Origin of the sequence: Labilibacter marinus, from assembly GCF_001659685.2 — a bacterium.
Taxonomy (GTDB): Bacteria; Bacteroidota; Bacteroidia; order Bacteroidales; family Marinilabiliaceae; genus Saccharicrinis; species Saccharicrinis marinus.
This window is the reverse complement of record NZ_LXYE02000020.1, coordinates 200,430-223,793: the sequence shown is the minus strand read 5'-3', so window position 1 is coordinate 223,793 and position 23,364 is coordinate 200,430. Positions and strand designations below refer to the sequence as shown.

General features: G+C 31.5%; 22 protein-coding genes. 14 read left to right on the top strand and 8 right to left on the bottom strand.

Annotated features, from left to right (window positions below; genetic code table 11):
• Both A8L32_RS09910 and A8L32_RS09905 read left to right on the top strand, forming a co-directional pair.
• Positions 1–1,071, top strand: coding sequence for a CDP-glycerol glycerophosphotransferase family protein (locus A8L32_RS09910; RefSeq protein ID WP_066630278.1), 1,071 nt, complete (start codon positions 1–3; stop codon positions 1,069–1,071).
• Positions 1,072–1,099: 28 nt separating this feature from the next.
• Positions 1,100–2,143 carry a polysaccharide pyruvyl transferase family protein gene (locus tag A8L32_RS09905; RefSeq protein ID WP_066630276.1) on the top strand — a complete coding sequence of 348 codons (1,044 nt, stop codon included), beginning with the start codon at positions 1,100–1,102 and terminating at the stop codon, positions 2,141–2,143.
• Between the two features lie 47 nt (positions 2,144–2,190).
• On the opposite strand, the gene A8L32_RS09900 is transcribed toward A8L32_RS09905, so the two are convergent.
• From A8L32_RS09900 to A8L32_RS09860, 8 genes are all read right to left on the bottom strand, one after another.
• Positions 2,191–3,558, bottom strand: coding sequence for a bifunctional cytidylyltransferase/SDR family oxidoreductase (locus tag A8L32_RS09900; RefSeq protein ID WP_066630274.1), 1,368 nt, complete (start codon positions 3,556–3,558; stop codon positions 2,191–2,193).
• 48 nt (positions 3,559–3,606) lie between these two features.
• The gene (locus tag A8L32_RS23305) at positions 3,607–5,703 is read right to left on the bottom strand and encodes a glycosyl transferase family 90 (RefSeq protein ID WP_083631254.1); all 2,097 of its coding nucleotides are present in this window, start codon (positions 5,701–5,703) and stop codon (positions 3,607–3,609) included.
• A gap of 136 nt (positions 5,704–5,839) precedes the next feature.
• Positions 5,840–6,847 carry a glycosyltransferase family 9 protein gene (locus A8L32_RS09885; RefSeq protein WP_066630272.1) on the bottom strand — a complete coding sequence of 336 codons (1,008 nt, stop codon included), beginning with the start codon at positions 6,845–6,847 and terminating at the stop codon, positions 5,840–5,842.
• Positions 6,848–6,919: 72 nt separating this feature from the next.
• Positions 6,920–7,174: a F0F1 ATP synthase subunit epsilon gene (locus tag A8L32_RS09880; protein ID WP_066630270.1), complete on the bottom strand. Its 255-nt coding sequence runs from the start codon at positions 7,172–7,174 to the stop codon at positions 6,920–6,922.
• Positions 7,174–8,685, bottom strand: coding sequence for a F0F1 ATP synthase subunit beta (gene atpD, locus A8L32_RS09875; protein WP_066630268.1), 1,512 nt, complete (start codon positions 8,683–8,685; stop codon positions 7,174–7,176). The genes A8L32_RS09880 and atpD overlap by 1 nt, the downstream gene beginning before the upstream one ends.
• 119 nt (positions 8,686–8,804) lie before the next feature.
• On the bottom strand, positions 8,805–9,779 hold the full coding sequence (locus tag A8L32_RS09870) for a polyprenyl synthetase family protein (RefSeq protein ID WP_066630263.1): 975 nt from the start codon (positions 9,777–9,779) through the stop codon (positions 8,805–8,807).
• Between the two features lie 18 nt (positions 9,780–9,797).
• Positions 9,798–12,200 carry an efflux RND transporter permease subunit gene (locus A8L32_RS09865; protein ID WP_066630262.1) on the bottom strand — a complete coding sequence of 801 codons (2,403 nt, stop codon included), beginning with the start codon at positions 12,198–12,200 and terminating at the stop codon, positions 9,798–9,800.
• Positions 12,201–12,257: 57 nt separating this feature from the next.
• Positions 12,258–13,298, bottom strand: a complete 1,041-nt coding sequence (locus A8L32_RS09860; protein ID WP_066630261.1) for a RidA family protein — start codon at positions 13,296–13,298, stop codon at positions 12,258–12,260.
• Between the two features lie 177 nt (positions 13,299–13,475).
• On the opposite strand from A8L32_RS09860, the gene A8L32_RS09855 reads away from it, so the two are divergent.
• From A8L32_RS09855 to A8L32_RS09800, 12 genes are all read left to right on the top strand, one after another.
• On the top strand, positions 13,476–13,988 hold the full coding sequence (locus tag A8L32_RS09855) for a YfiR family protein (protein WP_066630259.1): 513 nt from the start codon (positions 13,476–13,478) through the stop codon (positions 13,986–13,988).
• Between the two features lie 6 nt (positions 13,989–13,994).
• Positions 13,995–15,704 (top strand): methyl-accepting chemotaxis protein, encoded by a 1,710-nt coding sequence (locus A8L32_RS09850; RefSeq protein WP_066630257.1) that lies wholly within the window; start codon positions 13,995–13,997, stop codon positions 15,702–15,704.
• A 24-nt stretch (positions 15,705–15,728) separates the two neighbouring features.
• Complete coding sequence (locus A8L32_RS09845; protein WP_066630254.1) at positions 15,729–16,040, top strand: hypothetical protein; 312 nt, start codon at positions 15,729–15,731, stop codon at positions 16,038–16,040.
• Between the two features lie 18 nt (positions 16,041–16,058).
• Positions 16,059–16,424: a response regulator gene (locus A8L32_RS09840; protein ID WP_066630252.1), complete on the top strand. Its 366-nt coding sequence runs from the start codon at positions 16,059–16,061 to the stop codon at positions 16,422–16,424.
• Entirely contained in the window at positions 16,421–16,813 is a 393-nt protein-coding gene (locus A8L32_RS09835) for an Hpt domain-containing protein (RefSeq protein WP_066630250.1), read from the top strand. Before A8L32_RS09840 ends, A8L32_RS09835 begins: the two co-directional genes overlap by 4 nt.
• On the top strand, positions 16,806–18,833 hold the full coding sequence (locus A8L32_RS09830; RefSeq protein ID WP_066630248.1) for a chemotaxis protein CheA: 2,028 nt from the start codon (positions 16,806–16,808) through the stop codon (positions 18,831–18,833). Before A8L32_RS09835 ends, A8L32_RS09830 begins: the two co-directional genes overlap by 8 nt.
• A gap of 2 nt (positions 18,834–18,835) precedes the next feature.
• Positions 18,836–19,294 (top strand): chemotaxis protein CheW, encoded by a 459-nt coding sequence (locus A8L32_RS09825; RefSeq protein WP_066630246.1) that lies wholly within the window; start codon positions 18,836–18,838, stop codon positions 19,292–19,294.
• A gap of 1 nt (position 19,295) precedes the next feature.
• Positions 19,296–19,778, top strand: coding sequence for a chemotaxis protein CheW (locus A8L32_RS09820; protein ID WP_066630244.1), 483 nt, complete (start codon positions 19,296–19,298; stop codon positions 19,776–19,778).
• On the top strand, positions 19,778–20,650 hold the full coding sequence (locus A8L32_RS09815) for a CheR family methyltransferase (RefSeq protein ID WP_066630239.1): 873 nt from the start codon (positions 19,778–19,780) through the stop codon (positions 20,648–20,650). The genes A8L32_RS09820 and A8L32_RS09815 overlap by 1 nt, the downstream gene beginning before the upstream one ends.
• A 17-nt stretch (positions 20,651–20,667) precedes the next feature.
• On the top strand, positions 20,668–21,570 hold the full coding sequence (locus A8L32_RS09810; protein WP_066630238.1) for a sensor histidine kinase: 903 nt from the start codon (positions 20,668–20,670) through the stop codon (positions 21,568–21,570).
• A gap of 10 nt (positions 21,571–21,580) precedes the next feature.
• Positions 21,581–22,051, top strand: coding sequence for a chemotaxis protein CheD (locus A8L32_RS09805; protein WP_066630237.1), 471 nt, complete (start codon positions 21,581–21,583; stop codon positions 22,049–22,051).
• Positions 22,052–22,144: 93 nt separating this feature from the next.
• Positions 22,145–23,272 carry a protein-glutamate methylesterase/protein-glutamine glutaminase gene (locus A8L32_RS09800; RefSeq protein WP_066630236.1) on the top strand — a complete coding sequence of 376 codons (1,128 nt, stop codon included), beginning with the start codon at positions 22,145–22,147 and terminating at the stop codon, positions 23,270–23,272.
• The last annotated feature ends 92 nt before the right edge of the window (positions 23,273–23,364 follow it).

Genomic DNA, 23,364 nt, shown 5'->3' with positions numbered 1-23,364 from the left:
ATGGATAAAAAATATTTTGCCTTATTTGTTTCGCAACATCTTTATTTTTTACCGCAGTTCTACCCTATTGCTTTAGAGCTAAAAAAACGAAATAGAGATTTTTTAATTCTCTTGATGTGTAAAGATTTAGAGTATCAAAACCAAGTAGCAATTGACTTTTGCATTGACAATGGTTTTGAATATAAGCTCTTTAAAGAAGAGGATGAACCTATTCTTTGTAAGTTTATGATTAATGGAGGAAATAAATTTCCTGTTTTCGATATAAACTATGATTATTCTGTTTCAATTGTACATGGTATTGGTACTAAATCCGGTTATTATTCTGATATTTTAAACAACCATGATATTAGATTTATTGAAGGTCAAAAAAGGGTAGATAGAATTAAGGAATTATTTCCAGATACTAAATGTAACTTGTATAACGTTGGGTTTGCTAAATTAGATACAGCTATAAAAATTATAAAAGAGGATAAGGAGTATTATTTCAAAAAATACAATCTTGATTTAAGTAAAAAAACTCTTTTATATGCACCTACTTTCTATCCAAGTTCAATTGAAAATATGCCCAATAATTTCCCTGAATTATTCAAGGATTTAAATATTATTGTAAAGCCCCATTTCTTTAGTTTACAACGTAAAAAATACAAACATCATTTAAAAAAGTTTGCCTTATGGAAACAATACAATAATGTGTTTTTTGCAGATGCCGAGGATTTTGATTTATGCCCATTTATGGCGGTTTCGGATATAATGCTTACAGATGAATCATCCGCTATATTTGAATTCGCTGCATTAAATAAACCAGTTATTATAAATAGAGATATTCGATATAGATTATCATATAGAATTTTTAAATCAAAAATAAAAAAGCGTTTAGATTCTAATATGGATATTTACAGAAAGGTAGGTATTGAAATATTGGATTCTTCTTTCATTCATGAAGTTGTAATGAATGAATTAGAGCATATAAATAATAAAGAAAAAGAAAGAAAGGAAGTTACTGAACAAATTGTTGGTAAAGTAGATGGAAAAGTTTCATTACGAATTTGTGATATTTTAGAAAAATATTAAACCTATAATCTATAGTATTATATAAACTATGAGTAAAGAATTAAACAAAATTAAATTAAGTTTTTGGGATAGTAATAATTTTGGAGATGCTTTAAATACCTATATGTTTAAGGCTTTTGGTGTAGATGTGGAATGTTGTCCTCCGAGAGAGGCAGATTGTATTGGTATAGGATCTTGTGCCGATAGTCGTTTGCTTTTAGGGGCTATTGAAAAGAAGATACCTGAAAATCAAAGTCCAATTTTTATTTATGGTTCTGGATTTCATTATCCAAAATATAGCCATACAATGCAACAAAAAATTGTTAAGCCAGAAACTCTAATTCGACCTGTAATTCCACATGCTTTACGAGGTAAGATTTCTAAAAAGAGATTAGAAGATATTTTAAACTCATCGCTTGAAGGTATTGCACTTGGAGATCCTGGTTTATTAGTAAAAGATATTTTTAATGTAGAAAATATTCAGAAGAAGTATAAATTGGGTATTGTTGCTCATTTTACACATAAAAATAATCCAGCAATTAAAAGAATTAAAAAGAATATTAATGATTCAGTCGTTATTGATGTATTAGGTAATCCTTATAAATTAGTGAAGCAAATAGCTCAATGTGAAGTATTGGTTTCTTCTGCAATGCATCCTTTAATCATTGCGGATGGACTTGGAGTTCCTAATAAATGGTTAAAGTTTTCTACAAATGAAAGCAATAGAAATAGTGCAAAGCATAAAGATGTTTCTAACTATAAATTTGATGATTATTATTCAGTTTTTAATTTAAAACCTGAATTTATAGATTTATCTGAACGAGATTTGTCCGCAGATAATATTGACACTATAATTGAGGATTATGCAGTTAGAAAAGAAGACGTAGATAAAATTAGAAAAGAATTAATAAAGGCTTTTCCTTATTCTAATAATATTAAACCAATTTCAGAAAAAGAAGCCAATAAAATGTACTATTTATATTTATATAAAGCAATTGTCCTAAGAACAATAAAACAAGTATCGTCTATATTTATAAAAGGAAAAGAAAGAAGGAAAATATTTAGGAGATCGCCAGTTTATGTGACTGTATGATAATCTTTAATAGAGGCTAAATTCTAGCCTCTATTAATTAAATAATACTATATTTTTTTTACGTAAATAAGTTGACCTGAAGATTTACTTAATAGTGTTTTCAAAGTAACCTCAGCAACCTTTTCAGCTTTTAATAAAGTATCTTCCTCTTCCATTCCAAAATTCTTGGTACGCATAGGTGTTTTAGTCCTTTCTGGGTTTATACAGTTTACTCTAACCTTATTTAACTCCCATTCCTCTGCCAATGCTTGCGTTAAATTTACTATGGCTGTTTTGGTTGACGAATAAACAGAGTAAAAAGCGCGTCCCCTTGTATATGAACTGGAAGTGTAATTTATAAGTTGACCATGTGATTTACTCAGATAAGGGTAACTCTCTTTAGCTACAATAATTGCACCTTTAATATTTACATTTAATGATTCGTTAATAGTTTCGTAATCCATTAAATCTAAAGGTTGCTTATTAAGTATTGCTGCACTGTTTACAACGTAATCAATTCTTCCACACTCATTATAAGCATGCTCTAGTGCTTGCTTAACTTTTTCTGGATATGTAATATCTGTTCCTGTTAAACTTCTACTAAATCTAAATACATGAGCACCAATTTTTTCTGCTAAATCTGCTGCAGCTCCTCCTATCCCATCGTTTCCTCCAAAAACAACTAAAACTTTACCTTTTATTTCTTCGAGAGATGGTTGATTAAAGTATTGTTTGTGTCGTATTTGAAATATTTTATCCGAGATAAAAAGATCTAATTCATGTGTAATTTTAATATTAGTAGGATCGCCTTGAACTACAAAAATAGGTTCTTTAGGAAGGTATTTTTTTATCACACCACAATCATCTGTTGCTTTAAAATTAGGATCTTGAAGACCAATATCGTATGCTTCTTTTATAGTTTTAAGTTTAAAAGCTTGAGGGGTTTGCCCATTCATTAAATTACTACGATCAGGAATGTTTACTATTTTATCATCTTCAACTTCAATTATTGTATCCGTTGATGCAATAGCAACATCAATTGCATTATATTTTTCTAAGTTACTTTTAATGTCTTTAAGAATTTTGTTAGATACAAATGGACGAACGGCATCATGGAAAATTAAATTTATTTTGTCTGCGTCTTCATTAGACCAGTATGCATTAATAGCAGCTAAGCTTGATTCGTTTCTAGTACTTCCTCCTAATAATATTTTTTTTACTTTATTGAAAGAATTAACGGTAATTGATTCTTTAACTTCATCTACATGACCTTTATGCGTTACAATAGCTATTTCATCTATAATATGGGAGTTTTGGAAAGTGTCCAATGTATGTTCTAGTATTTTTCTTCCTGCAACGCGTAAAAATTGTTTGGGTTTTTCACTTCCAAATCTAGTCCCGCTGCCTCCTGCCAAAATCACTCCAATATTTTTCATGCTTAATTTGTTTATCAGTTTCTGTATAGTTGTTTTTTACTTGTCTGATTAATTAATATTCTCAAAATACTTATCTAATACCAATAACGAAATCAATTTCTCTCTCTTCTTATCTTTAAATTGATTGACGTATTTATTAGCATTTAAGCGTATTTGATCAGCTTCTTCAGGATGAGTAATATAATACTCCAATTTTTCATTTAAATCGGAATAATCATCCTTAATGTGAATATAATGATAATCTGGTTTTAGTTTACCTTCCATAAACCAGGTTTCATATTTTGGGGTAGGCATAACGGCTAAAGAGTTGGAAGACATAATCCATTTTAAATTAGTGGCTACATCATTTCCTTCAATAGACAATATAAATTTATATTGAAGTTGTTCATCAATGGATAGTTTATCAGTTTTCCATACTGTATTTATATCAGCCTTATTTACATGACCAACATTACACATTGGATTGTTAAAGTGTTTCTCCAAAAAATCAATACGTTGCGGTTGGTAAGTCCATATATTGCCGCGCCAAACTAATTTGTTTTTTTTAGATAGGAAAGACTTTTTATCATTAACAAAGATAAAGTGTCTTATTCTATTTAGGTTTAGTAGGACAGAATTTTGATTTTTACCATTGATAGGTCTGCTTTTTACAATGGATGGAACGTTGGGAATTTTCGTTACATCACCAAATTCAAACGCGAACTTATTATTCGGATTGAAATGACGTGTATATTTCCACGTATCAAAATAATAGGTCTTTTCCTCTCCTGTGTAGATAAAGTCTTTTAATTCAATTGAATCAGTATGTAAGGATGTAGGTGTATTAATCTTATTGTAATACTCAATACGTGAGTTGATATAATCGTTATCGAAACGATTAAGATGTTTTATCATGGAACTTGCCTTCATTTTTGAGAATTGAGGCAGGTATTTAACCTTTAAATAGTTTTTAAGGTAATAACCAGGTTTAAAATTTTTATGTCGAAATGTATTATACTCAGAACGTATTTTTCGTATTTTTGGATGATCTCCAAGGAAATACAATTCATGATCTGCTTTTAATACATCTAAAAAATATTGATTTACCCTCTCAACTGATTTTTCTAAACTAAAATTTTCGGTTACAACTTGTTTCGCATTCTTAACAATAGCTTTTGTTTCTTCAGGGGAATCAATTACCTGTTTAATTTTACTATAAATGGCTTTAGGATCTTTGATCGGTACAAAAAGGCCCGATTTATTTTCTTCTATTAATTCTGAAGCTCCATTAACAGGCGTAGTTACAACAGGAATATTTTGCAACATAGCCTCTAAAAGTACATTGGGCATGCCTTCATACAAAGAGGTTAGCACAAATACATCCGCATTTTTTAATAAGCCTTGAATGTTTTCTACAAATCCAACTAAAAATACGTGCTCCTGTAGTTTATAATCAACTATTAACTTGGTCAGATAATTTAATTGTTTACCCGTACCAGCAATTATAAACTTAATATTATCCTGCTCGTCTCTAGCTATTTTAGCAGCTTCAATTAAGTATTTAAAGCCTTTTTGTTTATCTAATCTACCAGCACTAACTACTATTTTATCCGTTGTTTTTATGGAAGGAATTGTAGATAAATCGAAGGTATTATTGGTGGTTTCGTTAGGTGCTATTCCATTATAAATAACTTTTACAAAAGAATCGTTCCACCAACCATAACTATCATATATTTTTTTGATAGATTTTGAGTTGGTTAAAATACCATGGGACAGATTTTTAAAGCTAAATCTGTATTTCCATTTATTAGAAATTAACTGCACTCCTTGACGACCAATAACCTTAGGTTTATGTTTTGATATGAGCGAGGAAAAACCGCATATTCTAACATCACGATTTAAGCTAGCAACGATAATTTGAATGTTGTTATCATTGATATATTTAACAAGCTTAAATGCGCTGAAAATGCTAAAATCGTTGCTGTGCTTTATATTTATGGTATCAATATTTTTAGCAACAGATTTTTTTTGAAGAATTGATTTTTTTCTGGAACCAATAATTACTTTATGACCCATGTCTTGTAATCCAGCAGCTGTATTCACAATCCATTTTTCTCCACCCCCCCATTTATTTTTCCCAATGGAGTTTATAAAAAGTATGGTCATATAGTTTATATAAATTGGTTATCCTGCAAAAGTAATATTATTGATAGTTATACCAATATTACATTCATAAAAGAGAATCAATAATACTTAACCACTGTTAATCTAAAATTTTAAAAAGTATTTTAGAAAACTCAGCTTAAGCTGGATAACTATTTAATACTTGTTTGGCAATTTGTTCAGGTGTAATATCTACCAAGCACTTTTTCACTTCTTGAAGTTTACATTTAGTATCTCCGTGTTTGCTACATGGCTGACATGGAAGACCCAATTCAAATATTTTCATTTTTTCACCAGTAGGGTAACCAAAGGCTGTAGGTCCAATAATGGCACAACCTGAAATATTGAATAAATCGGCAGCATGTAAAAAACCAGTATCTCCACTCACCACATATTTCGAATGGGCAGTGACACAAAAGCTTTCCAGTAACGAGGTTTTGCCTGCTAAGTTTAATACTCTATCAGGGGCAACTTTTGCTATATCTTCACAAAAATCATCTTGCGGACCTGCCAATATATTAAAACTAAAATCGGGAAGTAACTGTATTAATTTTTGCCAATATTCAACAGGCCATCTTTTTAGTTCCCAAGCTGCAGAAGGAACTAGGGTAATTGATTTTGCCGATTGATCTTTTAATAACTCTATACATTTTTCTTCAGTTTCCTTTGGAAATACCCAATTATTAGTGTCGGTATAAAAGTTAGTAATTCCCCATTTTTCAACTGGTTTTCTGAAAGATTCAAAAGCTCTAAATGGTTTTGGAAGTAGGTTAATTCTAAAATTAAAAAGAAGCATTCTTTTCAATCTGGCTTTAGTTCTGGTTATAACTTTAGCTTTCAGTTTTAAAGGACTTAGAATGCTTTTTAATACATTAGAACGAATGTTGCTATGTGCATCGTAAATATGAGTATAACCTTCCTTTTTTAGCTGAAAAGCCAGTTTAATTAAACCACCCATCCCCGCTTCTCTATCAAACTCAATTAAGTTATCTATACGAGGATCAATTTTTAGTAAAGAAGCTAAGTCCTTACGCACAATCCAATGGACCTCGCAATTAGGGTAATGATTTTTAAAACCACCTGTTACCGACATGCATTGAATAATATCTCCTATAGAGCTGAGTCTAATAATTAAAATCTTTTCCAAAACTATACCTATAAAATGCAAAAACCGATACCACAAGTGGTAACGGTTCTATGCTATATTGTAATTACTTTTTTATTTTTTAACAGCACCAATTAATACGGTTGCTTTGTTGTTATTGCATTCAAATATACCCTCTTCACAATCAAAAAAATCTTCTTTTCCATCTTTACCAATAACCCTTATTTTACCTTGGGTTAACGATGATACAATAGCTGCGTGATTTTTTAAAACTGTAAAGCTTCCATTTACACCAGGTAGTTGTATTAATCCTACATCAGCAGAATATAATACTTTTTCAGGGCTTATTATCTGTAAATTTAAATCCATTATTTTTCAGCTTCAGCAAGTATTTTTTCTCCTTTTTCAATCGCTTCTTCAATGGTACCTACTAGGTTAAAAGCAGCCTCTGGATACTTATCCACTTCACCATCAATAATCATATTAAAACCTTTAATGGTGTCTTCGATACTTACAAAGGTACCTTTTAAACCTGTAAACTGCTCAGCAACATGGAAAGGTTGCGATAAAAATCTTTGTACTCTACGTGCTCTATGAACGACTAACTTATCTTCTTCAGATAATTCTTCCATCCCTAGAATGGCGATAATATCTTGTAATTCTTTATAGCGTTGAAGAATTTCTTTTACACGTTGCGTTGTTTCGTAATGCTTCTCTCCAACAATATCTGGAGAAAGAATTCTAGATGTTGAATCCAATGGGTCAACTGCTGGGTAAATACCTAATTCAGCAATTTTACGACTCAATACTGTGGTTGCATCAAGGTGAGTAAAAGTAGTTGCCGGTGCTGGATCTGTAAGGTCATCTGCAGGTACATATACTGCTTGTACTGAAGTAATTGATCCACTTTTAGTAGAAGTAATTCGTTCTTGTAGCTCACCCATTTCCGAAGATAAAGTTGGCTGATAACCTACCGCTGAAGGCATACGTCCTAATAAAGCAGATACCTCTGAACCAGCTTGAGTAAAACGAAAAATATTATCTACGAATAGTAGAATATCTTTTCCTGCTCCTGAACCATCTCCATCACGGAAACTTTCAGCAATACTTAACCCGGATAATGCTACACGAGCACGTGCACCCGGAGGTTCATTCATCTGACCAAAAACCATGGTTACCTGAGAATCGTCTAAAGCATCTTTATCTACTTTAGATAAATCCCAACTACCCTCTTCCATACTTTTCTTAAACTCGTCACCGTAATTTACAATTCCAGCTTCAATCATTTCTCTCAGTAGGTCATTACCTTCACGAGTACGTTCCCCTACCCCAGCAAATACTGAAAGACCATCATATCCTTTGGCAATATTATTAATCAATTCCTGAATAAGAACAGTTTTACCAACTCCAGCTCCACCAAACAAACCAATTTTTCCTCCTTTGGCATATGGTTCAATTAAGTCAATTACTTTAATACCTGTAAACAGAATTTCTGTTTCTGTAGAAAGCTCTTCGAACTTTGGCGGTTCACGGTGAATAGGTGTACCGTTAGTTTTATCTAATTCTCCTATCCCATCAATGGCTTTACCTGTTACACTCATTAATCTACCTTTCACTAGATTGGCAGGTGGCATAAGAATAGGCTGGCCTGTAGCCACTACTTTCATTCCACGAACTAGTCCATCCGTAGCATCCATAGAAATACATCTAATGGTTTGCTCACCAATATGCTGCTGACATTCTACGGTTATTACCTCGCCATTATCTCGGGTGATTTCGAGTGCATCCAAAATATTAGGAAGTTCTTGATCTATTAGGTCAAAACTTACATCGATTACAGGTCCAACTACCTGAATGATTTTCCCTTCTAATTGTTCCATCTTATATGTTTATCTAAAATGGCAATAATAAATTAGGCTATTATTACCTGTGAGATATAGAGAATTTTTTATTTGTACTGAATAGTAAAGTTAAAAATAACAAGATTGTTCTAAAAGTACTAATTAATTCTATGCATTAATTTCGAAGAAAAGTTTAATAGCTCCTTTTTAGCCTCGTTTTCACCTTCAATTTGCGACAAACAATGAACTGCTTTTTCGTAAAAACCATTCATTTTTTCTTCAGATAATTTATCAACTTTAAGTTTAGAATATATCTGTTTAACTGCGTTTATTTTTTCTTCGCTATTAAAATCTTTTTTGTCAACCCAATGATTAAGATTAAGTTGATCTTCACCTTTAGCATTTTTAAATGCTGATAATAATAAAAATGTTTTCTTGTTGGCAACTATATCTCCACCTATTTTTTTACCAAAGCTATCTTGATTACCAAAACTATCGAGGTAGTCGTCTTGTAACTGAAAAGCCAATCCTATATTAATGCCAAACTCATATATTAAATCAGCATCTTTTTTTGATGCCTTGGCCAAAATGGCTCCAAGTTTTAAACTACCCGCTAAAAGAATTGCTGTTTTTAATCGAATCATTTCCAGATATTCATCAACAGTAACATCATTTCTAGTTTCAAACTCCATATCGTATTGCTGACCTTCGCAAACGCCCAGAGCAACATTATTAAACAATTCAATGGCTTCGGGTAATTGCTTAGCATCACATTTGCACAAGTATTGGTATGCTTTAATCATCATTGCATCTCCTGAAAGAATAGCAGCATTAGCATCCCACTTTTTGTGCACAGTAGGTTGGTTTCGGCGAACATCAGCATTGTCCATAATGTCATCGTGTAATAAGGTGAAATTATGAAATACCTCTACAGCGAGCGCAGGGAAAATGATCTCATTAACATCTTTTTTAAATAGCTGACTAGCCATTAAACAAAGAACGGGTCGTATTCTTTTACCTCCTTGCGAAAGCGTATACTCAATAGGTGTATATAGTTCTCTGGGGGCTGATATTATATCTAAACTATCTATTTTTTTATTTACCAGTTCTTGTAGTTCTTTTATATTGAGCATTAGTTAAGGTTTTTTGTTTTACTCTTGTAAAGGTTTTGACTCCTCTTTAATTTTTAAATCTTCAAGTTCAATGTCTTCATCTTCGTTATATATATGAAGAAGAGGTTCTCTGAAGGATTTATTGGTGATATGTTTTTCTAAGGTCAATAATAATGATGGTAATAAAACTAAGTTAGAAACTAAGGCTATTAATAAAGTAACAGCCACTAAAATACCTAAGGCTACTGTTCCTCCAAATTCAGAGAATCCAAAAATACCAAAACCAAAGAATAATATGATAGATGTGTAAATCATACTTACCCCAGTTTCTTTAAGAGCAAGCACTACTGCAGCTTTAATACTCCAATTGGTTTCACTTAATTCCTGTCTGTATTTAGCCAAGTAGTGAATGGTATCATCTACCGAAATACCAAAGGCTATACTAAATACCAATATAGTGGATGGCTTAATAGGAATTCCAAAATATCCCATTAATGCTGCTGTCATAATTAAAGGAATTAAGTTAGGAATCAGTGATACTATTACCATACGTTTGGATGAAAACATCCAGGCCATAAAAGAGGCGATTAAAACGATAGCTAAAAACAGACTTATGAATAAGTTTCGGATTAAATATTTGGTACCCTTAAAAAATAACACACTTGCTCCAGTAACGGTAGTGTTATATCTTTCTTCAGGAAATATTTCATGGATATGCTCAATAACCAAATCGTTTAACTCAGTCATTTTAGTGGTTCCAACATCCTTTATTCTAAAACTAAATCTGGTTTTTTGTTTTAGTGTGTCAATAAAAGTATTGATAATTTGCTTTTGTTCCCCTTCTCCTTTTGAGATATATGAAAGTAAGAAAGTACGCTCTTGATTACTTGGTATGCTATAATATTTTGGATTTCCATTATAAAAACCCTGACGAGCAAACTTAACCGCTTCGGATAAGGAAAGGGCTTTGGAAATGTCAGGATGAGCAGATAGTTTTTTATGGAGTTGATCCATCTTTTTTAAATTACTTGCTCTTAAAACTCCATTGGGTTTTTTAGTATCAATCATGATTTCTAATGGCATCATACCATCAAAATTTTCCTCAAAGAATTTTAAATCTAAGTACAATGGGTCTTCATGTGGTATGTCATCCAACATATACCCTGTTGTTTTAATCATGGTTATACCAATAGCCCCAAGTAATAATATAACTCCTGTTGTTGCATAAACTATATTTCGGTGGTTTAAAGAAATATGAACTAGTTTATCAACCACCTTATTTATAGCTTTATTATTCAAATGATTTAAGTGTCTTTCTTTGGGAGCTGATAAAAAACTAAAGATGATGGGTATCAACAATAAAGAAAGAATAAACACTCCAATGATATTGATTGCAGCAATAATTCCGAATTCAACCAATATTTTACTACTGGTAAATATAAATGTAGCGAAACCAGAAGCCGTTGTTAAGTTGGTTAAAAATGTAGCATTACCAATCTTTCTAATCACACGTTGTAAAGCCTTAATTTTATTACCATGATTTTTATATTCCTGATGATATTTGTTAAGCAAAAATACAGAGTTAGGAATACCTATTACAATGATAAGTGGAGGAATCATTCCTGTTAAAACTGTAATTTTAAATCCGAATAAGGCTTGTGTACCTAAGGCCCAAATCACTGCAACTCCTACAACTAGCATGGAGAAAATGACTACTTTAAAAGATCTGAAGAACATGAAAATAATAACAGCCGTTATCCCTAAAGCCATGAATATAAACATATTCAATTCTTTTTTAATCATTTCGGCAGTGGTTACTCTAATGTATGGTAATCCTGAGTAGTGAATTTCAATTTTTGTTGCTTCCGTATAAGCTTCTCCAGCTTTTTCAATTTCTTGAATTAATTTAACACGTTCTGGACTTTTTAAAATAGCGGGATCTAAAGTGACTGCCATTAAATAAGTGCTATTTTCTTTATTGTAGATGGTACCTTCGTAGAAAGGTAAAGTATAAAACTTGTTTTTTAAAGAATCGAGTTCGAATTGAGAAGCCACTTTATTCTTGAAAAGAGGTTCAATTTCAAATCTTTTTAAGGCTTTATTCTTAATTAAATTGTATGATTCCGAAACAGAAAAAACAGAACTAACCCCTGCAATAGAATCTATGTTTTCGGTTAATGATATCCAGTTTTTATAATTATTTAAGGTAAAAAAATCACGATCTTTTATACCCAAAACTAATAGATTTCCTTCGTTGCTAAAAACTTCCTCAAACTGTTCGTATTCTAAATATGCTGGGTCATCTTCAGGTAATAAAGGAGCATACTGGTACGACATCTGTACATCACCAGCTTTATATCCCATAAAGATTGTAATAACAGCTAAAATTGATAAAAATAGAATTCTATTTTTTAATATGGTACGTGCAATTATAATCCACATTTTATTTTAAAAAGTATTTAATGAATAAGTAGATATTTACTATATTCTATTTTTTTATTAACATGAAATTAAACCTTCAATTTCTATAAGAAGATTATTTTTAAAATCATCCGATGTATATATTATTATCGGAGTATCAGGAAAAATTCCTGTTATAATTTCATTCACACATTTAAAATCATCTTTATTTTTAATATTAACATTAATAAATTTTAGTGCTGCTGATTCTCCTTTAATATTATTTTGTAGCGATGTAATAGCTTTAATTATTTCAATGGTCTGTTGTTCTATATCATCAGATTTTATTTCAAAATCCTTATTTGAAGAGAACCAATAATTATTACTCACATTACCAACAGATTTACAATTTATGATATCAGAATTAATTTTTGCATTCTGCTCTATCGATAAGTCTGTGCTTTCATTATTTTGAATAATAGCATTGAAATCAATTACTAAGCTACCAGCAGAGTTATCTCTGTTAGAAATTATTGGCTTTCCATGAGTAAATAAATTTTCCTCAAAGAAAAAACCTTTTATTTCATTAAAAATATGAAGGTTACCCCTTTGTGTATTTTCATAATTTGATGAACCATTAATGTCTGGAATATAATTACATAGTTTATAAATGTTTCCAAAATTCATATCCTCTGCCATCAAAATCTGTTCCGCAAAATCAAAACAGCGTTGTGCTGAGAATAATAATGAATCTTCTTGAAATCTTATGCTTCCAGATAAAACTTCGGTGCTATTATTGCTTTTAATAACAACGTAAGGATGTTTTAAAATTGTTTTATACTGAATTTCTGATTCTGACTTTTCAAATATTTGTGCGCAAATATAAATATCTGAGTTATCACAAATATCTAGAGTATGAACAATAAAGGCTGGGCTATTGGATTTAAAAAGATCTTTAATTATAGAAGATATACTTAATCCTATTTGCTTATTTTCCTTACAAATAGCGTTATCTACGAAAATATCTAGTTTAGCTAAATTGTATTCTTTATATTGCTTTATAAGGGATTCTAACGTGTCTTTTATTTTATTTTCAAACGATTTATCACCTCTAGCACTTGCCTGTTTTACAACCCTCATTTATTATCAAATTAATTTGGGGCAAATTTATTGGTTTTATTGGTTTACCATGTATTACTGTTCGACATTTTTTAAGCAATGTTCTTTTATTAACATTTTATGAACAAAAAAAGTAACCTATTTTATGCATAGACCGTAACAGAGTGCAGGAAAACAAATAATTTAATGGAGTGTGTTATGAGAAAAATATTATTAATTTTAGTTTTTCTCTTGTTTATACCTAAATTAGGTTTTAGTCAAGTAGAGAAATATAAATCTGTTTTCACCTTAAATTTTATTCGTTATATAGGTTGGCCAGAAGATGCAAAGCAAGGTGACTTTGTTATTGGTGTTTTAAAAAATCCAAAAATTGCCGATTGGTTAACTAAACAATCTGGAGGTAAAAAATTTGGTTACCAGAATGTAGTTATAAAGCAGTTTAAGTCTGTAGATGAGGTTACAGATTGCCAAGTTCTTTATGTTTCAGGTAGTGTTAATTTTTCAAGACAATCTGAAAATTTATTAGGAAAAATAGGAAAAAGTTCCTTACTTATTACTGAAACAGAAGGGGCTACTAAACATGGAGCGGTAATAAATTTTGTAGTTCGAGAAAATAATTTAAAATTTGAGATACATAATAGTAATGCTCAAAATTTAGGACTTAGTATTAGTTCAAAGTTATCTAACATGGCTGCTGCCATTAAAAAGTAGTATTAAATGAAATTAAAATTAAATATTGCCCAAAAACTAATTGCTGGTTTTAGTTTAATTCTTTTGGCAATTATTATTAACGGTGTTTTGACTTCTGTTACTTTAAATGAAAGTCGAAAATTAAGTGAAAATATTACACAAGTATATGGCCCATCTGAGAGTAATATTCAGTCTTTTAAGGATATGGTTATTAGCTCTAAGGCTTTAATTAAAAGTTGGGTTTTTATTGATAGACAACCAGGTACTGCAGATAAAGTTGTTTTACAAAAGCTTCATTCAGAAGATTATCCTGCCTTAATTGAAAACATTAATAAATACAAAAAAGGTTGGGCAAATGAGGACGATAAAGTAGCGTTTGATGCAATTGTTCATAAAGTTGATTCTCTGTTTACCAAACATCAATACGTAATGTCAAGTTTAAACTCGTTTGAGTCTTATGATGATGTTATGGTTATTTTCGAAGTGGAGCCTATGGTTCAGGAAGATGGAGAAATATTAACTTTAAGTAATGAAATAGTTAATGAACTAACTGTCTTTGTTGATAAGTTTAGCAAACAAAATGGAGATGCGTTAAACGAGATGGATGAATCATTTGCTGGATTTAATCGTGTTGTTATTTTCATGATGATATTATTGATCATCGTTTCAGCAGCAATTGCGTATATATTATATTCAAGCATTGTTAAACCATTAATCAAAGGTGTTAGTTTCGCTCAAGCTATAGGAGAAGGTGATTTAACTGTAGAACTAGAGATTAATCAGACGGATGAAATTGGGCAACTAGCCGATGCTTTAAAAGCAATGGCTTTAAATATCAAAAACATTGTTGTATCTATTAAGGATAATGCCAACGATCTTGTATCAAGTGGCAAAAGTGTAAAAGATAGTTCGATGCAATTATCCAAAGGTTCTGCCGATCAGGCAGCTTCAGCTGAAGAAGTGTCTACTTCTATTGAAGAAATGGTAGCTAATATCGATCAAAATACAGATAATGCTGTTCAAACAGAAAAGATTACAGTTGAAACAGCTAAAGATGTAAATGTGGCAGATAAACTATCATCAGAAGCTGCCGATTCAATGAAAGGTGTAGCTGAAAAAATAACCATTATTGGAGATATTGCATTTCAAACAAATATATTAGCTTTAAATGCAGCGGTTGAGGCTGCAAGAGCAGGTGAACACGGTCGTGGTTTTTCTGTTGTTGCTGCTGAGGTCCGTAAATTAGCGGAACGAAGTAAAGTAGCAGCGGATGAAATTCATGGCTTAGTAAATGGTGGATTGAAAGTTTCTCAAGAAGCTGGAGAAAAATCTAGACTTTTAGTACCAGATATTGAAAAGACTACGCAATTGATTAAAGAAATATCGGCAGCTAGTTTGGAGCAAAAAACTGGAGCAGAGCAAATTAATATGGCTATGCAACAGCTTAATTTAATTACGCAGGAAAATGCTTCTTCATCTGATGAATTAACACAAAGTGCTGAGCAACTATCTGTACTTGCTGATGGTTTAAAAGAAGCAGTTAGTTTCTTTAAAATTGGAGATCAGGATGAAATAGTTGCTAAAAAAGCAGAAAAGGTCGACGAAGAAAAGAAAGCTGGTATTGATGTTAAAGAAGATAGAACAGAAAAAGCCCCTGCTAAAACTAACGTGTCAGAAAAAGGAAATTTAATAAATCTCGAAAGAGAGATGGATTTAGATAATTACGAAAAATTTTAAATCCCTAATTGAAACCTGCAAAATATGGATAACCCATTTTCAATTGATATTAATCGCACAAGTGATTCTCAAAGTTTAATTATTTCGGGTGAGTTAATTATTAATCATATAGATTTAATAAAAGAGCAACTTATCGAGGTAATTGATCTTTCTAAACACATAAATATTAATGTTACTAATCCTTCTGGTATAGATATTACTTTTATACAAGTAATAGTTGCTATTGAAGCTACCTATATAAACAATGGATTAAATTTTAATATGGAGGGAACATTAAATGAAGATATGTTCGCTTTAGTTGCAAATGCAGGTTTTAACGACCTATTTAAACTATAGAATAAATTATAACTAATTATGGCTAAGACAGTTCTTATTGTTGACGATTCCGAAAGTATAAGAGAAGTAGTAAATTTTACCCTAGAAAACGAAGGGTATGACGTATTGGTTGGAATTGATGGAGAAGATGCTCTTCAATTTCTTGATGGAAGAAATATCGATATTATTATTACTGACCTTCATATGCCTAACCTAGATGGTTTAGGGTTGATACGTAAGGTAAGAGAAATTGATGCTTATAAGCATATTCCAATTCTATTTTTAACTACGGAATCGCAGGCGGCTAAAAAAATGGAAGCTAAACAAGCTGGAGCTACAGGTTGGATTATAAAACCATTTGTGCCAGCAAAATTATTAAGTGCTATATCAAGAGTATTAAGATGATAAACAAAATTAAAGAAGGATTTATCAATGATACCCTAAACGACTTAAATTCGATTGAATTAGATTTAGGGGTTGATAGACTTGGAGATGCATCAGATTGTATCGTAGAAAAAGTGTTTACAGCGGTACATAAAATTAAAGGTACAGCACCTATGCTTGGTATAAATGGCATGGATAAGATAGCATTTTCTATAGAACGCGTTTATGGTGCTATTCGTCAAGGTGATCTTTCTTTTTCGAATGAAATATTATCAAACACAATTAAGCTTATTCCTGTTTTAAAATCAGAATTAGGTATAAGTCAACAATTTGAATTTGATTCAGAAGACGTTAGTAAATCTTTGCGTTTTTTTGACTCTCTTATATCCTTAAATCAAGCACATGATTGATAAGTTTAGAGCCAAATTTGTCGAAGAATCCCTCGACAATGTACACGACTTAGAAGAAGCTTTACTGCTCCTTGAAAATGATAGGTCTGATAAGGAAATTATCGAACGTATTTTTAGGGCCATGCACTCTCTAAAAGGAGGAGGGGCTATGTTTGGTTTTAACGACTTAAGTGAGTTTACACATCATTTAGAAACTGTTTTTGATTGGGTTAGAAATGGAAAACTGGTAATCTCGGATGAAATAATCTCAGTTACATTCAATGCCATCGATCAAATTAAGCATTTTTTAGAAGTTGGAGATTTAACGGATGAAGCTGAAAAGAAAGAATTAGCAGAATTTACTCAAAAGATACAAAGTCTTGTTTCTGAAAAACAAGAGGCAAAAAAAGAAGATCAACCTAGTTCTGTTACAGAAGTAAAAGTAGAACAGGACGATTCTAAGACTTATCTAATTAGTTTTAGGCCTCATACAAATATTCTTCAGAACGGAACAAACCCTTTGTTTCTTTTAGATGATTTACATGCGCTAGGTAAAGCCATTGTTTTAGGAAATAAGGATAAAGTACCTGAATTAAGTGTGTTAAACCCACATGAGTGTTTTGTTACTTGGGATATTGTGTTAAACACAACAGAACCGTTAAATGAAATTCAGGATGTATTTATTTTTGTTGAAGATGAATGTGATTTAGATATCACAGAAATTTTTAGTGGGAATATTATTGATAACCCATTGTTTGACGCACTTTTTGATAAGTGTAAAAATGGAGAAGAAAAGCTAACAGCTGAACTACTTAAAGGAGTTGCCTGGTCGGGTGCTGAAAAGAAAGTTGTAGAAAAGAAGAAAACACAACTCAAGGAACATAAGATTTCAAGTATTAGAGTTGCTTCAACAAAAATTGATGAACTAGTTAACTTGGTGAGTGAATTAGTTACCATTCAAGCGCAATTAAATTTATATGCTGAAAATAGTGGGGAACCGAAAGTTTTAGCTTTATCAGAAAGTATTCAAAAATTAACACGTCAACTGCGTGATAATGCCTTTGAAATAAGCCTTATTCCAATCCAAAACGATCTGATGCGTTTTCAAAGATTGGTAAGGGATCTTTCTAAAGAATTAAATAAAGATATTGACTTTATTATTGAAGGTGGAGATATTGAACTTGATAAGAATATTATTGAGCATTTAACCGATCCTTTATTACATATGATTCGTAATTGTGTGGATCATGCCATTGAGATGCCTGATGATCGTATTAAAAAAGGAAAGAATCCTAAAGGTACTATCATCTTTAAAGCTTATTACGAAGGAGCCAGTGTTATCATTAAAATTATTGATGATGGTAAGGGAATTGACCCCGATTTTATTCTTAAAAAAGCGATTAGTAAAGGCCTAGTTGACGAGGGAGTAGAATTAACTAAGAAGGAAATTCTTGACTTGGTATTTATGAGCGGTTTCTCTACAAAAGATAATGTTTCCGATTTATCAGGTAGAGGAGTGGGAATGGATGTTGTTAAACGAAAAATTGGCGAAATCCGAGGTGAGGTTTCTATTGATTCAGAAATAGATAAGGGAACCACTGTTACTATGGAACTACCTTTAACCTTATCGATTATAGATGGTTTATTGGTTACTGTTTCTGGTTCGCAATATGTGATTCCAATTTCTGCTATAGAAAAAATATTTCCACTGGAAATTGAAGACCGAAAAAATATATTTAATGATGTTATAACATTCGATAATGAGCAGTTCCCTATCATTAATTTAAGGAATATTTTTAATGAACCATTAGAGGAAATCAAGCAGCATATAATCCTTGTTAAATTTGAGGATAAAAAAGTAGGATTAGTGGTAGATGAAGTAATTGGAGAATATCAAACGGTAGTTAAACCATTTGGAAGACTCCTAAAAGATCAGGAAGTTATTTCCGGAGCTTCAATTATGGGGGATGGTACCATTTCAATGGTAATTGATACCAATAGACTCGTTCATTTTCATGGGAATCAAAAATTACACAAATAATTATGGAGGGTAATTTCAAAACATTAATATCCTTTGGCCTTGGAGAGCAAACCTTTGCGTTTGATAGTCTTAAAGTAAGAAATATCTTACCTTACGAAGGAAATATAACCAAAGTGCCAAATACACGTAGCTATATACTCGGGGTAATAAACTTGCATGGTAATATTATTCCAGTAGCTGATATGCGTAATATTATGGATTTAGATGATCAAGAACGAACCAAAGATACCTCAATAATTATTGTATCTCCAGAGGACAAATTAGAATCGCAATTTGGAATAATGGTGGATGTGGTTAAAGAGGTTTTTGAGGTACAGGAGGAAAATATTAAACCTACTGTTTTTCAAAATAATATGGGACTGATTGAATCCTTTGAAGGGACGGTTCAAGAAAAAGATGAATTTATTCATCTAATAGATCTAATTCATGTTGTATCGCAAATAGAAAGTAAAAATAAATAGGATGGAAGAGATAAATAACTCATATCTATCATTTAAAGTAGGTTCTGAAACATTTGCTATACATGTTAGTAAAGTAAATGAGATAAGAGAGTACGAGGAACCAAGAAATATGCCTGAAACTATTTCTTTCATGGCTGGTGTTATTGACCATAGAGATGAAGTAATACCTGTAATTGATACAGGAGTTAAATTTGGACTAAATCCTGTTGAGATAACGCAACTTACTTGTATTGTAATCATTGATGTTAAAAGAAAAGATACAGATTCAATTTTTAAAGTAGGTGTACTTACGGATGGAGTATCTGATGTTTTTGAAGCTGGAGATGATGATTTTAAGAAAATAGAGAGTGATTATAGTCCAAATTATATTCAGGCTACATGTAATATAGGAGGAAACTTTTATTTAGTTCTCAACTCTGATGAAGTGTTTAGCATAAACGAAATTATTGGAATTGGCAAATTAGTTGAAGAAATAAAGGAATAGTGGAGGGAGATAGTAAATTATACTCAAAAGAGTTGGATTGCTTTAAAGCAGAACTGTCTGAGAAAGACTTTGAAGCTTTTAGTAACTTTATATACAGTGAATTTGGTATAAAAATGCCACCTGTGAAAAGAGTCATGTTACAAGGAAGGTTGCTAAAGAGGATTAGGCAATTAAACATGAAAACATATAGTGAGTATAAGGATTATCTTTTTAGTAGTGAAGGACAAAAAGAAGAAATATTTAATTTTCTGAATGTTGTAACTACCAATAAAACAGATTTTTTTAGAGAACCTGTTCATTTCGATTTTTTAAAATCAAGTGTTTTACCTGAGTATTCTAACAAAGGGATAAATGAACCATTTAAGATATGGAGCGCTGGATGTTCTAGTGGAGAAGAGTTATATACAATATCAATGACATTGAATGAGTATAAGGCTGAACATAGATCATTTTCATTCTCAATGCTAGGAACGGATATTTCTCAAAATGTTTTAACCAAAGCTGCAAAAGGAATTTATGCAAGTAGTAAAGTTGATATTGTTCCTTTAGAATTAAAGAAGAAGTATTTATTAAAAAGTAAGGATAAGGAAAATCCAACCATTAAAGTTCGTCCAGAATTACAAAGTAATTTAAGATTGAAATATTTAAATTTAATGGATTCGAGTTATTCTAATATTAATGAAACATTTGACGTAGTATTCTGTAGAAATGTTTTAATATACTTTGACAGAAAAACTCAAGAGAGTGTTATCAATAAACTAAGTATGCACCTTAAACCAGGAGGATACTTTTTTATCGGACATTCAGAATCCTTAACAGGAATGGATGTGCCTTTAGAACATATTAAGCCAACTATTTTTAGAAAAAAATAAAGTACAAAATTATAACCATGAATAATTTATCTGACAGACAGTTGCTTAAGGAGCTAAGAATGCGACTTGAGAGTGGTAAGAGTAGTGAAAAGGAAATAAAGGATTTAACGCTTGACTTACAAAGTGTATCAAAGAAGCTTAAGGATTCGGAAGCACTTAAAAGTCACTTTATATCAAATATATCTAACGAGATAGTAAACCCATTTACGTCGATATTAGGTTTATCAAAAGCTATTTTGTCTGTTGAAAAGCATGACTGGAAAAAAGTAGTTTCTATGGTTGCATTAATTCATTCAGAAGCTTTTAATTTAGATTTTCAGTTGAAGAACATATTTGTTGCAGCTAAAATTGAAGCTGGTGAAATAGCTCCAAACGTGGCGAAAGTGAATATTAGAAGTTTGCTGCAAACAGTAGTTGATTCTTTTAATATTATCTCCAGAAAAATGGGTATTAATTTTGATATTCAGTTTAATATTGAACATGGCTTTGGGAAAAACTTCTACTTTAAAACTGATTCTGAGAAACTTAAGTTAATACTAAGTAACTTAATTAATAATGCATTAAAATATAGTTATAAAGATAGTAGTGTTGTTATTTCTGTTTGGCTGGATGATGAAGATGTATTAAAAATATCGGTTAAAGATTTTGGTACAGGAATTTCTGAAAAGAATCAGCAAACAATTTTTCAACGTTTTAAAAGATTAGATACAGGAATTAACTCTATTAATAGAGGTCACGGATTAGGATTATCGATAACAAAAGCATTACTTGATGTATTAAGTGGCGATATTGAAATAGCTAGTCAAAAAGGAGAAGGATCTACATTTACTATTAGCGTTCCAGAAGCAAAAAATATTGTTGATGGTTTTAGTGGTGATGGTAATGATATTTTCTTTGATGAAGAGGATGAGATTTTTTAAGGAATATTAGATGAATCAATATTTACAACATTTTTTGTATCCTTCCTCTTTATTTGTAAGTAAAGAGCCACATTTGGTTAAAACGATTCTTGGATCTTGTGTGGCTGTTTGTTTATGGGATTCTAAATTAAAAGTAGGGGGTATTAATCATTATATGTTACCAAACTGGAATGGTAATGACCTAGCGTCGCCAAAGTATGGTAATATTGCAATTGATAAGCTAATTGATAGAATGCTTTTTCTGGGATCTAGAATTGACGATCTGCAGGCAAAAGTATTTGGAGGTGGTGAGTTAATGCAAACAGGTAATTCTAAGACCTTAATTGGAGAAAGGAATATACGAGTTGCCAGATTAATGCTTGAGGAAAGAAATATTCCGGTAGTTGCTTCTAGCACAGGAGGCAAGCAAGGTAGAAAAATAATTTTTTTTACTGATACTGGAGAAGTAAGGCATAAATTATTAGATAAGAAATCTATTTAATAACCATTTGCCTTAGTTTTTTTAATGAACCACGAATTTTTTTTCTATATTACCTAGCGTTTATAGATTAAGATGACTTGTTAACCTTGTTCTATGGGGAAGAATAAAATTAGGGTATTAGTAGTTGATGATTCGGCCGTTGTAAGACAAAGCCTATCTTCTATCTTAAGCTCAGATTCTGAGATTGAGGTGATGGGTACGGCAGCGGATCCAATTATTGCGGTTAAAAAGATAATGAAGGAAATTCCAGATGTTATAACGCTGGATATTGAAATGCCTCGAATGGATGGCTTAACATTCCTTCGAAAAATAATGTCACAACATCCTATTCCTGTTGTTATTATTTCTTCTTTAACAACGGAAGGTACTGAGGTTGCGATGAGAGCCTTAGAATACGGAGCTTCAGAAATTATAGGGAAGCCAGCTATGAATGCGGCTAAGTTTATTAACGAATCAAAAATAATGATTTGTGATGCTGTAAAGGCATCGGCACAAGCTAAGCTTTCGAGAAAAAAGATAGTTTCAAATGCTACAGTAATAGCTAAGCCAAAGTCTCGACCATCATCCCAAAGGCCTACAAAACCCCTAGAGGTAAAACCAAAGTATTCTGCAGATGTTATTTTGGAAAAAGGGTCTGCTTCAGATAGAATTACAATAACGGAAAAGGTAATTGTACTTGGTGCTTCAACAGGCGGTACTGAAGCTATAAGGCACTTCTTAAAACATTTGCCAGGAAAAATGCCTGGTATTGCTATTGTTCAGCATATGCCTGAAGGTTTTACCAAATCATTTGCGAATAGTCTAAATAATATTTGCGATTTAGAGGTAAAAGAAGCGGAAAATGGAGATAAGCTTTATCAAGGTAGAGTTCTAATAGCCCCTGGTAATCACCATATGCTTCTTAAGAGGGTAGGCAAAGAGTATTTTGTTGAAGTTAAAGATGGTCCATTGGTAAATAGACATCGCCCATCAGTTGATGTTCTTTTTAGAAGTGCATCTAGATATGCGGGTAAAAACTCTACAGGTATTTTGCTAACAGGTATGGGGAATGATGGTGCAAAAGGGCTTTTAGAATTAAAAGAGTCTGGAGCTAATACTATAGCTCAGGATGAAGCTAGTTCTGTTGTTTATGGTATGCCGAAGGAAGCAGCTAAACTTGGGGCAGCCGATGAGATACTATCGTTAGAGGAAATTGGACCTCATATTTTAAAATCTCTTTAAAAGTATTAATTCTATTGACTTTTTAGACTAGTAATTTGCTAGAAAAAAGACTAAAAGTTTTTAATTTCGCTTAGCGAATTTTATTATTAAAT